The organism is Caballeronia sp. AZ1_KS37 (assembly GCF_023631165.1).
Taxonomy (GTDB): domain Bacteria; phylum Pseudomonadota; class Gammaproteobacteria; order Burkholderiales; family Burkholderiaceae; genus Caballeronia; species Caballeronia zhejiangensis.
The window spans coordinates 177428-190431 of the sequence record NZ_JALQDP010000024.1 but is presented as its reverse complement, the minus strand read 5'-3'; the positions used below and the strand labels follow the sequence as shown (position 1 = coordinate 190431).

At 61.4% G+C, this 13004-nt stretch carries 11 protein-coding genes; all 11 read left to right on the top strand.

Features of this window, described 5'->3' with window-relative positions:
• The first annotated feature begins 74 nt into the window (after positions 1 to 74).
• The 11 genes from NCS00_RS14130 to NCS00_RS14080 all read left to right on the top strand — a co-directional run bounded on the left by NCS00_RS14130 (position 75) and on the right by NCS00_RS14080 (position 12849).
• A complete protein-coding gene (locus NCS00_RS14130; protein ID WP_250440318.1) occupies positions 75 to 1241 on the top strand; it encodes an ABC transporter substrate-binding protein in 1167 nt (388 codons plus the stop codon).
• Positions 1242 to 1478: 237 nt separating this feature from the next.
• Positions 1479 to 2651: an ABC transporter substrate-binding protein gene (locus NCS00_RS14125; protein ID WP_008352435.1), complete on the top strand. Its 1173-nt coding sequence runs from the start codon at positions 1479 to 1481 to the stop codon at positions 2649 to 2651.
• Between the two features lie 127 nt (positions 2652 to 2778).
• Positions 2779 to 3834 (top strand): branched-chain amino acid ABC transporter permease, encoded by a 1056-nt coding sequence (locus tag NCS00_RS14120; protein ID WP_250440317.1) that lies wholly within the window; start codon positions 2779 to 2781, stop codon positions 3832 to 3834.
• A 4-nt stretch (positions 3835 to 3838) separates the two neighbouring features.
• The gene (locus tag NCS00_RS14115; protein ID WP_502801578.1) at positions 3839 to 5611 is read left to right on the top strand and encodes a branched-chain amino acid ABC transporter ATP-binding protein/permease; all 1773 of its coding nucleotides are present in this window, start codon (positions 3839 to 3841) and stop codon (positions 5609 to 5611) included.
• The gene (locus NCS00_RS14110) at positions 5608 to 6357 is read left to right on the top strand and encodes an ABC transporter ATP-binding protein (RefSeq protein WP_250440315.1); all 750 of its coding nucleotides are present in this window, start codon (positions 5608 to 5610) and stop codon (positions 6355 to 6357) included. Before NCS00_RS14115 ends, NCS00_RS14110 begins: the two co-directional genes overlap by 4 nt.
• Before the next feature lie 156 nt (positions 6358 to 6513).
• Positions 6514 to 8478 carry a tRNA uridine-5-carboxymethylaminomethyl(34) synthesis enzyme MnmG gene (mnmG, locus tag NCS00_RS14105; protein WP_250440314.1) on the top strand — a complete coding sequence of 655 codons (1965 nt, stop codon included), beginning with the start codon at positions 6514 to 6516 and terminating at the stop codon, positions 8476 to 8478.
• Entirely contained in the window at positions 8475 to 9140 is a 666-nt protein-coding gene (gene rsmG / locus NCS00_RS14100) for a 16S rRNA (guanine(527)-N(7))-methyltransferase RsmG (protein WP_250440313.1), read from the top strand. Before mnmG ends, rsmG begins: the two co-directional genes overlap by 4 nt.
• Before the next feature lie 76 nt (positions 9141 to 9216).
• A complete protein-coding gene (locus NCS00_RS14095; RefSeq protein ID WP_008352447.1) occupies positions 9217 to 9996 on the top strand; it encodes a ParA family protein in 780 nt (259 codons plus the stop codon).
• A gap of 44 nt (positions 9997 to 10040) precedes the next feature.
• Entirely contained in the window at positions 10041 to 10943 is a 903-nt protein-coding gene (locus tag NCS00_RS14090; protein WP_008352449.1) for a ParB/RepB/Spo0J family partition protein, read from the top strand.
• A 12-nt stretch (positions 10944 to 10955) separates the two neighbouring features.
• Positions 10956 to 12092, top strand: coding sequence for an SLC13 family permease (locus NCS00_RS14085; RefSeq protein ID WP_250440312.1), 1137 nt, complete (start codon positions 10956 to 10958; stop codon positions 12090 to 12092).
• A gap of 232 nt (positions 12093 to 12324) precedes the next feature.
• Positions 12325 to 12849, top strand: a complete 525-nt coding sequence (locus NCS00_RS14080) for an ATP synthase subunit I (protein WP_033536468.1) — start codon at positions 12325 to 12327, stop codon at positions 12847 to 12849.
• The last annotated feature ends 155 nt before the right edge of the window (positions 12850 to 13004 follow it).

Below are 13004 nucleotides of genomic sequence, written 5' to 3'. Positions count from 1 at the left end.
CGAGGCGGCGCGAATCACGGACATATCCGCAGGCGATTCTTTACGCACAAGCACGATTTACGGGGCGCAAATCAATGAAGTTGGCATTACGCGGAAAGACGGTCGCAATGGCCGTCGCGGCATTATCGGCGGTAATCAGCAATCAGGTTTTGGCGGACGTGAAAATCGGCGTGACGGTTTCGGCAACGGGCCCGGCGGCGTCGCTTGGCATTCCCGAGAAGAACACCGTTTCGTTGCTTCCGAAGGAGGTCGCCGGGCAGAAGGTGGAATACATCGTTCTCGACGACGCCACCGATTCCACGCAAGCCGTGAAAAACGCGCGCAAGCTGACGAGCGAAGATCATGTCGATGCGCTCGTCGGCTCGACCGTCGTTCCGAACTCGCTCGCGATGACCGACATCGCCGCTGAAACGCACACGCCGATGATCTCGATGGCCGCAGCCGCGAGCATCGTCGAACCGATGGATGCGAAAAAGGCGTGGGTCTTCAAGACGCCGCAGAACGACATTCTGATGGCCACCGCCATCGCGCAGCACATGTCGAATCATGGCGTGAAGACGGTCGCGTTCATCGGCTTCTCCGATGCCTACGGCGAGAGCTGGTTCAAGGAATTCTCGAAAGCGGCCGATCTCGCGAAGCTGAAGATCGTCGCGAACGAGCGCTTCGCGCGCAACGACGCATCGGTGACGGGCCAGGTGCTTAAGACGATGTCGCAGAACGCGGACGCGGTGCTGATCGCGGGCGCGGGCACGCCGGCCGCGCTGCCGCAGAAGACGCTCAAGGAGCGCGGCTACAAGGGCAAGATCTATCAGACGCACGGCGTCGCCAATAACGACTTCCTGCGCGTGTGCGGCAAGGATTGCGAAGGCACGTTCCTGCCCGCCGGACCGCTGCTCGTCGCGGAGCAGTTGCCCGACAGCAATCCCGTGAAGCAGGCCGCGCTCACGTACAAGAAAGCGTATGAAGGCGCCTACGGCGCGGGTTCGGTGTCGACCTTCGGCGGTCACGCGTGGGACGCGGGCCTCATTCTGCAGCGCGCGATTCCCATTGCGCTGAAGAAGGGCCAGCCCGGCACGCCGGCGTTCCGCGAAGCGCTGCGCGCGGCCATCGAAGAGACGAAGAATCTGCCTGCATCGCACGGCATCTTCAACATGAGCCCCAACGATCACTCCGGACTGGACCAGCGCGCCCGCGTGATGGTGGAGATCGTAGGCGGCAAGTGGAAGCTCTCGGGCAACTGACGCAATCGCATGTGAACTGATTCGAGGAAAAAAGGCGCGTCGTTTCGAACGCGCCTTTTTTCTGCGCTGTGCAACGAAAGCCCCGACGAAGAAGAGGGCGCAACGGTCAGGGAAAACGAGCCTTGGCACGCAGTATCGCGGTAAATAGATTGGGGCGGCTCTTTGATTGGCCTCGAAAGTCGCATCGATAACAACTCGCAGCAACGCACCGCCAGTGTGCGCGTTTGGAGACAAGCAATGAAAACGAAGAAGGCATGGATCAAGACCGGCATCGCGCTCGCCATCGCGGGCAGCGTGTTCGCGGGCGCGGGCGCGGCGCTCGCGCAAGTGAAGATCGGCGTGACGCTCTCGGCGACGGGACCGGCGGCATCGCTCGGGATTCCCGAGAAAAATACGGTCGCGCTGTTGCCCAAGGAAATCGGCGGGAAGTCGGTCGAATGGATCGTGCTCGACGACGGTTCCGACACGAGCCGAGCCGTGCAGAACACGCGCAAGCTGATCGACGAAGATCACGTCGATGCGATCGTCGGCTCGACCGTGACGCCAAACTCGCTCGCGATGATCGACCCGGCCGCCGCGGGCAAGACGCCGATGATCTCGATGGCCGCCTCGGCCGCGATCATCTCGCCGATGGACGCGAAGAAAGCGTGGGTCTTCAAGACGCCGCAGAACGACGCGCTCATGGCCGACGCGATCGCGAGCTACATGGAGAAGCACGGCGTGAAGACCGTGGGCTTCATCGGCTTCGCCGATGCCTACGGCGACGGCTGGTACAACGTGTTCAACACGGCGGCCACGGCGCACAAGCTGAAGATCGTCACGAACGAGCGCTTCAACCGCACGGACACGTCCGTGACCGGCCAGGTGCTGAAGACGATGGGCGCGAACCCCGACGCGGTGCTGATCGCGGGTGCGGGCACGCCGTCCGCGCTGCCGGCGAAGGCGCTGAAGGAGCGCGGCTACAAGGGCAAGGTCTATCAGACGCACGGCGTCGCCAACAACGACTTCCTGCGCGTGTGCGGCAAGGATTGCGAGGGCGAGATCCTGCCCGCCGGCCCGGTGCTCGTCACCGAGCAATTGCCGGAGAGCAATCCGGTTAAGAAGTCGTCGGCTGCGTATAAGGACGCATACGAGAAGGCCTACGGCGCGGGTTCGCTGTCGACGTTCGGCGGCCACGCTTGGGACGCCGGGCAGATGCTTCAGCGCGCGATTCCCGAAGCGCTGAAGAAGGGCCAGCCGGGCACGCCGGAGTTCCGCGAAGCGCTGCGCGCGGCGCTCGAAAACCTCAAGGATCTGCCGGTGTCGCACGGCATCATGAACATGACGCCGACCGATCACAACGGCTTCGACAATCGCGCGCGCGTGATGGTGCAGATCGTCGACGGCAAGTGGAAGCTGCTGAACGACTGATGTCGTGGAACGCGCCTTACCCGCGCGTTCCTGTTTCTTAAATTCGAGATGATCTCGTAGAACAAGCGGCGCACCGGCAACGGCGCGCCGCTTGACCATGTTTCACAAGAAGCTCCAAAGAGGAAGTATGGACTTATCGATTGCGGCGATCCTCGCGCAGGACGGGATCACCACGGGCGCGATCTACGCGTTGCTCGCGCTCGCGCTGGTGCTCGTGTTCTCCGTGACACGCGTCATTTTCATTCCGCAGGGCGAGTTCGTCGCGTATGGCGCGCTCACGCTGGCCGCGCTGCAGACGCAGAAGCTGCCCGCCACCTGCTATTTGCTCATCGCGATGGGCGTCGGCTGCTTTATCGCCGAACTCGCTGGCATCGTTCGGCATCCTTCGCGATATCACCAGATCGGACGCTTGCTCACCGTCCTGGCCGGCAAGTATCTGCTGTTTCCCGTTGCGGTTTGGGGCATTACGCAAGCCGCTTTTGCGCAGCCTTTGCCGATGTTCGCGCAGATCGCGCTGACGCTTCTCATCGTCGTGCCGATGGGGCCGTTCGTCTATCGCCTCGCCTATGAGCCGATCGCGGAGGCGAGCACGCTGTTGCTGCTGATCGTCGCGGTCGCCGTGCACTTCGCGATGGTCGGCCTCGGGCTCGTGATGTTCGGCGCCGAAGGATCGCGCACGACGGCATTCTCCGACGCCAACTTCAATCTGGGCAGCGTATCAATCTCCGGGCAAAGCCTGTGGGTCGTGGGGACGGCTGTCGTGTTGATCGTCGCGTTGTACTTCTACTTCGATCGCTCGATTTCCGGCAAGGCGTTGCGCGCGACGTCGGTGAATCGTCTGGGCGCGCGGCTCGTGGGCATCGGCACGACACAGGCGGGGCGCCTCGCGTTCACGCTCGCGGCCGGGCTCGGCGCGCTCTGCGGCGTGCTCGTCGCGCCCATCACGACGATCTACTACGACTCGGGCTTTCTGATCGGCCTGAAGGGTTTCGTGGGCGCGATCGTCGGCGGTCTGGTGAGCTATCCGCTCGCGGCGGCGGGGTCGCTGCTCGTGGGTCTGCTCGAATCGTATTCGTCGTTCTGGGCGAGCGCGTACAAGGAGGTGATCGTCTTTACGCTGATTATTCCGGTGCTGCTGTGGCGAAGCCTGGCGAGCCCGCATTCGGATGAGGACGAGGAGTGAGCCGATGAAATTCCGTTCTTTCTGGATCTTTCTGCTGATCGTTTTCGCGTTGCCGATTCTGCCCGGGCCGGTCGCCGTGCCCGAGTACTGGATCACGCTGCTGAACTACATCGGCCTCTATTCGATCGTCGCGATCGGCCTCGTTCTGCTGACGGGCATCGGCGGGATGACGAGCTTCGGCCAGGCTGCGTTTGTCGGCGTGGGCGCATACGCGACGGCCTTCCTGACGACGCGCTATGGCGTCTCGCCGTGGCTCGCGCTCATCGCAGGCGTCGTGCTGACGGCATTTATCGCGCTGCTGCTCGGTCTTATCACGATGCGTCTGTCCGGGCACTTTCTGCCGCTCGGGACGATCGCGTGGGGGCTCTCGCTGTTCTATTTGTTCGGCAACATGGAACTGCTCGGCAAGTACGACGGCATCAATGGGATTCCGGTGCTCAACGTGTTCGGCTGGCAGCTCGAATCGGGGCGCAGCATCTACTACCTGATCTGGGTCGTCGTGCTGCTCGCGGTGATATCTGTTCAGAATCTGCTTAATAGTCGGCCAGGCCGCGCGATTCGCGCATTGCGCGGAGGCGGCACGATGGCCGAGGCGATGGGGGTCAATACGGCGTGGATGCGCGTGGTCATCTTCATTTATGCAGCAGTTCTGGCGGCCATTTCCGGCTTCCTGTACGCGCACTTGCAGCGCGCGGTGAATCCGACGCCGTTCGGGCTGAATCACGGCATCGAGTTCCTGTTCATGGCGGTGGTCGGCGGCGTGTCGCACGTCTGGGGTGCGATTCTCGGTGCGACGATCCTCACCGTTCTGCAGGATTATCTGCAGACGCTTCTGCCCAAGCTGATCGGCGCCAACGGCAATTTTGAGATCATCGTTTTCGGCGTCGTGATGGTTCTGCTGTTGCAATACGCGAGACAGGGCGTATGGCCGTTCGTCGCGCGCATCTTTCCTCGTGGTCCTCGCGCTCACGTTCCAGATCACGGCGACGCCCTACCGCAGCGCAGCAAACCGACGGCGGGCGAGCGCTTGCTGGTTGTCGACAAGGCGCGCAAGCAGTTCGGTGGGCTCGTCGCGGTGAATGATGTCAGTTTCGAGGTGAAGGCGGGCGAGATCATCGGTTTGATCGGACCAAACGGCGCAGGCAAATCCACGACGTTCAATCTCGTCACAGGCGTGCTTCAAGCGACGAGCGGCGCGATCAGTTTTCACGGCGAACGCATCGAGAAGCTGACTTCGCGCGAGATCGTCAAACGTGGCATCGGGCGGACGTTTCAACACGTCAAGATGCTGCCGGGGATGACCGTTCTGGAGAACGTCGCGATCGGAGCGCATCTGCGTGGCAATACGGGCGTCTGGCGCAGCGTCGTCCGTCTGAATGCGTCGGAGGAAGCGCGGCTGATGGCGGAGGCCGCGAAGCAGATCAAGCGCGTCGGGCTGGAGAAGCATATTTATAGCGAAGCGGGGAGTCTCGCGCTGGGTCAGCAGCGGATTCTGGAAATCGCCCGCGCGCTGTGCTGCGATCCGACTCTGTTGCTGTTGGACGAACCTGCCGCTGGCTTGCGGTATCAGGAAAAGCTACAACTGGCTGACTTGCTGCGAAAACTTCGCGCCGAAGGGATGAGCATTCTTCTGGTCGAACACGACATGGACTTCGTGATGAATCTGACGGATCGGCTTGTGGTGATGGAGTTCGGCACCAAGATCGCCGAAGGATTGCCGACAGAAGTCCAGAAGGATCCTGCGGTGCTCGAAGCATATTTGGGTGGGGTGGAATGATGGCAGATCCGATTCTTCAAGTGGACGGCTTGTCGGTACGCTACGGCAAGGTCGAGGCGTTGCACGACGGCAAGCTCACCGTCGGCGCGGGGCAGATCGTTTCCGTCATCGGGCCGAACGGCGCGGGAAAGTCGACGCTGCTTAACGCGATCATGGGCGCGCTGCCGCAGACGGGGCATTCGAAGGGTGTTGTGCGATATCTTGGAGAAGATATCTCTGCGTTACCGATTGAGCGTCGTGTCGCGCGTGGAATGTGCCTGGTGCCGGAAAAACGCGAGCTATTCGCGACGATGGCGGTAGAGGACAACCTCGTGCTCGGCGCTTATCGGCGTAAGAAGGCAGGCGAACGGAATTATCTCGATCAGCTCGATCATGTGTTTCAGCTTTTCCCGCGACTGAAGGAACGGCGGAAGCAAGCGGCCGGAACCTTGTCGGGTGGAGAGAGACAGATGCTGGCGGTGGGCCGCGCGCTGATGGGTAAGCCGCAAATTCTCATGCTCGACGAGCCGAGCCTCGGGCTGGCGCCGCTGATCGTCAAGGAGATTTTCCATATCATCAGCGCTCTGCGTCAGACGGGCGTTGCCACGCTGCTGATTGAACAAAATGCACGCGCGGCGCTGCAAATCTCCGACTACGGCTATGTTCTCGAGACGGGTGAGTTTGCCCTCGAAGGGAACGCAGATGCGCTTCAACACAATCCCCAAGTTATCGAGACTTATCTTGGCCTGACGAAAAAAGTGGCTTAGACGCCACAACGGCGGTGCCCACCGATGGCGTGTTTCACGTGAAACACGCCATTTTTTCGTCTCTGCCCGTTTGACCGAATTCGAGGGCGGGAAGAAACCGTTATAATTCAAAGCTATTCTCTCTTCAGGTTCGTGTCGTTCGCACACGATATCCCAATGCTTTATCCCACAGAATTTGATGTGATCGTCGTCGGAGGCGGTCACGCGGGCACTGAGGCGGCGCTCGCCTCCGCGCGTATGGGCTGCAAAACGCTGCTTTTGACCCATAACATCGAGACGCTCGGTCAGATGAGCTGTAATCCGTCCATTGGCGGGATTGGCAAAGGCCATCTCGTCAAGGAGGTCGACGCGCTCGGCGGCGCCATGGCTGCGGCGACGGACGAGTCCGGCATTCAGTTCCGCATTCTCAATTCGTCGAAGGGGCCGGCGGTGCGGGCGACGCGCGCCCAAGCTGATCGCCTTCTGTACAAGCAGGCGATCCGCCATCGGCTGGAAAATCAACCGAATCTCTGGCTGTTCCAGCAAGCGGTCGATGATTTGATGGTCGAGGGCGATCGCGTCGTCGGTGCTGTGACCCAGGTGGGTCTGCGTTTCCGCGCGCGCGCCGTCGTACTGACCGCAGGGACGTTCCTCGATGGGAAGATCCACGTTGGTCTGAATAACTATGTCGGCGGTCGCGCGGGCGATCCCGCTGCGGTGTCGCTTTCCGCGCGTCTGAAGGAATTGAAGCTGCCTCAGGGCCGTCTCAAAACGGGCACGCCGCCGCGCATCGATGGCCGCACGATAGATTTCTCCCAGCTCGAAGAGCAACCGGGCGACCTCGATCCGATCCCGGTATTTTCGTTTCTGGGTCGAGTAGAGCAGCATCCGCGTCAAATGCCGTGCTGGGTCACGCACACGAATGCACGGACGCATGACATCATTCGCTCCGGACTCGATCGATCGCCGATGTATACGGGCGTTATTGAAGGCGTCGGACCGCGCTATTGCCCGTCGATCGAGGACAAGATCCACCGCTTCGCTTCCAAAGACGCGCACCAGATCTTCTTGGAGCCGGAAGGACTGACCACGAACGAGTTCTATCCAAACGGCATCTCCACGAGTCTGCCGTTCGACGTGCAACTCGAGCTCGTGCGCTCGATGCGGGGCCTGGAGCACGCGCACATCCTTCGTCCTGGCTATGCGATCGAATACGACTACTTCGATCCGCGGGCGCTGAAGGCGTCGTTGGAAACGAAGGCGATCAACGGCTTGTTCTTCGCCGGACAGATCAACGGTACGACCGGCTACGAAGAGGCAGCTGCGCAAGGCTTGCTTGCGGGAATCAACGCCGGACTCCAAGTCCAAGGTAAAGAGGCGTGGTCGCCGCGTCGAGATCAGGCGTATCTGGGCGTGCTCGTAGACGATCTCGTGACGCGGGGCGTATCTGAGCCGTACCGCATGTTCACGAGCCGCGCGGAGTACCGTCTGTCGCTCCGCGAGGACAACGCGGATATGCGTCTCACGGAAATTGGCCGCGAGCTTGGTGTCATCGACGATATTCGCTGGGACGCGTTCAGCCGCAAGCGCGACGCTGTTTCACGTGAAACACAGCGTCTTCGCTCGACATGGGTCAACCCGAAGACGCTGCCGGCCGAAGAGGCGACCGCGTTGCTCGGCAAGCCGATCGACCATGAGTACACCTTGGCGGATCTGCTGCGCCGGCCGGGTGTTTCGTACGACGGCATCTGCGCGCTGCGCGACGGAGCGTGTGGCCCGGACGCGCCGTTAGCGGAGGATTCGGTTCTTCTCAGCCAGATCAAGGAGCAAATCGAAATCGGCGTGAAGTATCAAGGTTACATCGACAGGCAAGCGGACGAGATCGTGCGGAACGGCGCGCAGGAAAATACGCGCCTGCCCGAAGGTCTCGACTACAACGAAGTCCGCGGCCTGTCGTTTGAAGCTCGCCAGAAACTGATTCAGCACCGGCCCGAGACCATCGGTCAGGCATCGCGAATCTCGGGCATTACGCCGGCCGCGATCTCGCTGCTGATGGTGCATCTGAAGCGCGGCGCGGGACGTCGCGGCCGCAACTCGCCTAGCGACGATTCGGCAAGCGGTAATACGACGGCGGTTCAATGACGGAGCGCAACCAAACTCTGGCGACGACGCTCGAAAGGGGCGTCGCCGCGCTCGGCCTCGCGCTGTCGTCTTCGCAAAGCCAGAAATTACTCGATTATGTCGCGCTGCTCGCCAAGTGGAACTCCGTCTATAACTTGACGGCAATCCGCGACCCGCAGCAGATGCTGATCCAGCACATTCTGGATTCGCTCGCGATCGTCCCGGCTGTATCCGAGCGAAATCCGTCGACTCTGCTGGACGTCGGTTCGGGCGGCGGTTTGCCCGGCGTCGTGCTGGCGATCGCGCAGCCAGATGTGCGTGTGACGTTGAATGACATCGTCCACAAGAAAACAGCTTTTCAGTCGCAGGCGAAGGCCCAGTTAGGTCTGAACAATCTGTCTGTCGTAACCGGGCGCGTCGAAAGTTTACGTCCAGGCATCGAAGTACCGGAAAAATTCGATGTAATCGTGTCGCGCGCATTCGCAGAGCTCTCCGATTTCGTTACACTTTCGCGTCATCTGGTTGCGGACAACGGGCGGATTCTGGCGATGAAAGGGGTGAAGCCAGATGCCGAAGCCGCGCGAGTGCCGGCGGGCGCCACGGTGCTCGGCATCGAGCGCTTGAATGTGCCGATGCTCGACGCCGAACGGCATCTCGTCGAGATTGCCGTCGAGCCGGTATGACGGTTCGTTGAAGGTTTTCATCCGCCATTCCAGGCACGCTGATCTTCTGACAGCGAAGAAACGAGGACACTAAACGATGGCAAAAATCTTCTGCGTCGCAAATCAGAAGGGCGGCGTTGGAAAGACCACGACAGCGGTCAATCTTGCGGCGAGCCTCGCGGGGCTGGGTCAGCGCGTGTTGCTGATCGACCTGGACCCGCAGGGCAACGCGACCATGGGTAGCGGCATCGACAAGGCCGCGTGCGAGAACACGGTTTACGAAGTGCTCGTCGATGGCGTCACGCTGCGCGAAGCGCGTACCCGTCCGGAGGCCGTTGGTTACGACGTGCTGCCGGCCAATCGCGAACTCGCTGGCGCGGAAGTCGAACTCGTGGACATGGAAAACCGCGAGCGCATTCTTCGCGTCGCGATCGAAGAAGTAGTCGATGACTATGACTTCGTGCTGATCGATTGCCCCCCGGCGCTTTCGCTGCTGACGCTCAACGCGTTGTGCGCGGCGCACGGCGTCGTGATTCCAATGCAGTGCGAATACTTCGCGCTGGAGGGGCTGTCCGACCTCGTGAACACGATCAAGCAGGTTCACGCCAATCTGAACCGCGACCTGAAGGTCATCGGCTTGCTGCGCGTGATGTTCGATCCCCGGATCACGCTGCAACAACAAGTGTCGGATCAGTTGAAAGAGCATTTCGGCAGCAAGCTGTTCGACGTCGTGATCCCGCGCAATGTGCGTCTTGCCGAGGCGCCGAGCTACGGGCTGCCGGGTGTCGTGTTCGACAAATCGTCGCGCGGCGCGCAGGCGTATATCCAGTTCGGCACGGAAATGATCGAGCGCGTGCGTGCGCTCGACCTCAACTAAGCAAACCCATTCGATGCGGCAGTCACGCCGATGGAGGAACCGAAATGAGCGCTGTGATGAAAAAGAAGGGTTTGGGCCGAGGCCTGGATGCATTGCTCGGCGGCAGCGTCGACATTACGGAAGCCGTGCGCGGTGAAGGCACGCCGTCGGTGTTGCCGCTCGACAAGCTGCAGGCCGGGAAGTATCAGCCGCGCACGCGCATGGACGAGGGCGCGCTTCAGGAGCTCGCGGCGAGTATCCGCGCGCAAGGGCTGATGCAACCGATCCTCGTGCGCTCCGTCGGCGACGATCACTATGAAATCATCGCGGGCGAGCGGCGTTTTCGCGCCGCGCGCCTGGCGGGGCTCGATGAAGTCCCCGTTCTCGTAAAAAACGTGCCAGATCAGGCTGCCGCAGCGATGGCGCTGATCGAAAACATCCAGCGCGAGGATTTGAATCCGCTGGAAGAGGCGCAGGGCATCCAGCGCCTGCTCGATGAGTTCAGCTTCACGCACGAACAGGCTGCCGAGTCGGTCGGCCGCTCGCGCAGCGCCGTCTCTAATCTGTTGCGTCTTTTGAACCTGGCGACGCCCGTTCAGACGATGCTCCTCGCCGGCGACCTCGACATGGGCCACGCGCGCGCGTTGCTCGCCGTCGACGCAGCGACGCAAATTCAACTTGCCAATCACGTTGTCAATCGCCGCTTGTCGGTGCGTGAAACGGAGCGCCTCGTCGCGGCGACGACCAAGGAAGCGCCTGCGACAAAAGCACGCGCCGCAAACGACGGCGGACGTGATACGCGTCGGCTCGAAGAAGAGTTGTCGGATCTGCTATCGGCCAACGTGAAGATCAAGCTGGGCGGAAGAGGGCGCGGAAAAGTCACGATCGATTTCGGCACGCTCGACTCGCTCGAAGGCATTCTGACGAAGCTGCGCGGCAGCATCGAAGCGACGACTCCCACAGCCTGACCCGCGCACATCTTGTCCGAATTCGACGTCAACCGTACACGTTCCGACTTTCTTGCGCGCATCTGGCGGGCCGTCTCGAAAGAGCCGGTTCTCGCCATTTTGGTATTCGCGCTCGTCGTGTTGCAGATCGCCCACCCACGTCCGTGGATGTCCCTGCCGGGTCTCGTCGACTGGCAGACGGTGCTTACACTCGCGGGCCTGCTGGTGCTGACCAAGGCCATCGAATTATCAGGATTCCTGATGTGGGCCGCGCATCGCCTCGTGCATCACATTCATGGCGAGCGTACATTGGCGCTGCTGCTCGTGGCGCTCGCCGCGGGCCTGTCCACGGTGCTGACCAACGACGTTGCGCTCTTCGCCGTCGTGCCGCTCGCCTTGTCGTTGCACAAGCTCGCGCCGCTGCCGATCAAACGGCTCGTCATCGTCATTGCGCTGTCGGTCAACGCAGGCTCGATTCTCACGCCGCTCGGCAATCCCCAGAACCTTTTCCTGTGGCAGACGAGCGGCGTCGGCTTCCCGGCGTTCGTCTGGGCGATGCTGCCGCTGTGCGCCGCGTTGATGGCGCTGCTCGGCATCGTCACGTTCGCGATGTTCCGCGCGGAGCCGCTGGATCTTTCCGGCGATGTCGAGGAACATCGCGTCGATCGCGTGCTGTGCGGTGTCAGCGTGCTCGCGTTTGCGGCGTTCGTCGCGCTCGCCGATGCGCATCACGCCGGCCCGGCGCTGGCCGTTCTGGCGGCCGTCTTCCTGTTGTGGCGACGTGAAGTCGTGTTGAAGATCGACTGGCTGCTGCTCCTCATCTTCGTGATGATGTTCATCGTGCTCCGCAGCGCGGCCGCCTTGCCGTCGATTCACGCAGGCATCGGCCATATAGGCATCGATACGCCGATGCGCGCGTATGCGGCGGGCGCGGTGCTGTCGCAGGCCATCAGCAACGTGCCGGCGGCCATCGTGCTCGCGGAGTTCTCGAAGGACTGGCGCGCGCTCGCATTTGGCGTGAGCGTCGGTGGATTCGGTATCGCAATCGGTTCGCTCGCGAATCTCATCGCCGTGCGCTTGTCGGGTGAAAAAGGCATGTGGATGCCATTTCACATGGTGTCGATCCCGTTCTGGATCGTGGCAATCGTCATCGGCTGGGCGCTCGTTTGATGCTCGGCGCAGGCTCCTCCATCGAATGAAAATCTCCTTGCAATTGCAAGGAAAGTCTCGCTTTTGAGACCGTTTTTTAAGGTTCGTCTGCTTGGTTTTTGACGCGCCTAAACTATTGAATCCGTGACAACAATCGCTTACAATCGCCCGGATTTATCAGCTAGGCCACCTCGAAAGCGCAGCGAAAGCGCAGGGTGATTTTCCCGGACTTTTGGTTGAAGGTTGGAAGACGGTGCGAGAGGAAAATCGAGCGCCGGACGCTCACGCAACCGGCGATGAAAACGCCTCCGGAAATCAGCCGCGCAGTTCGTCGAGCGACTCGTGGGATGCCGAAGCGCAAGAAAATAATATCGTTCCGCTCACGCGGGATCAGGCACAGAAGCTGTTTGGGCCCGAGGTGAGTCGTCCATCGCGTGTCACGCCGTTTAAGGTCGTGGCAGCGCAAATGGTTTTGTCCCTGGGTGCGACGCTGTTGTGGTGGCTGTTCTACAAGCCGCCGGGCGATGCTGCGCTGTCCGCATTTCTGGGGGGAGCGATCTGCTGGGTGCCGAGCGCTCTGTTCGCCGCGCGCCTGCGGGCGAAGAGCGGCGCGGAGACGATCATGAGCTGGATGATCGGCGAAGCGCTCAAGATGGGAGCGACGATCGCCATGTTCGTGGCGGTCGCGTACTGGTACAAGAGCGCGTTGTGGTTGCCGCTGCTCGTTACGTACATCGTCGCTCTGAAGACTTACTGGGTTGCAATGGCGCTTCGGTGACGATTCTTGACGTCCCAGGTAAGTGCCCGCAGCACGGATTGTAAGTAGCATCACGTATGAACAAGTGCGGACGTTGTGCCGCACTCGGGCCTCTCGACCCGGAGCCGCGACGCGAAGCGGCGGCTCGGAAGCGACAGGCGGCGAAAGATTTTTGA

Coding starts and splice junctions, on each gene's coding strand:
- mnmG (WP_250440314.1), top strand. CDS start 6,514: ATGCTTTATCCCACAGAATTTGATGTGATCGTCGTCGGAGGCGGTCAC.
- NCS00_RS14115 (WP_502801578.1), top strand. CDS start 3,839: ATGAAATTCCGTTCTTTCTGGATCTTTCTGCTGATCGTTTTCGCGTTG.
- NCS00_RS14090 (WP_008352449.1), top strand. CDS start 10,041: ATGAGCGCTGTGATGAAAAAGAAGGGTTTGGGCCGAGGCCTGGATGCA.
- rsmG (WP_250440313.1), top strand. CDS start 8,475: ATGACGGAGCGCAACCAAACTCTGGCGACGACGCTCGAAAGGGGCGTC.
- NCS00_RS14125 (WP_008352435.1), top strand. CDS start 1,479: ATGAAAACGAAGAAGGCATGGATCAAGACCGGCATCGCGCTCGCCATC.
- NCS00_RS14110 (WP_250440315.1), top strand. CDS start 5,608: ATGATGGCAGATCCGATTCTTCAAGTGGACGGCTTGTCGGTACGCTAC.
- NCS00_RS14120 (WP_250440317.1), top strand. CDS start 2,779: ATGGACTTATCGATTGCGGCGATCCTCGCGCAGGACGGGATCACCACG.
- NCS00_RS14095 (WP_008352447.1), top strand. CDS start 9,217: ATGGCAAAAATCTTCTGCGTCGCAAATCAGAAGGGCGGCGTTGGAAAG.
- NCS00_RS14130 (WP_250440318.1), top strand. CDS start 75: ATGAAGTTGGCATTACGCGGAAAGACGGTCGCAATGGCCGTCGCGGCA.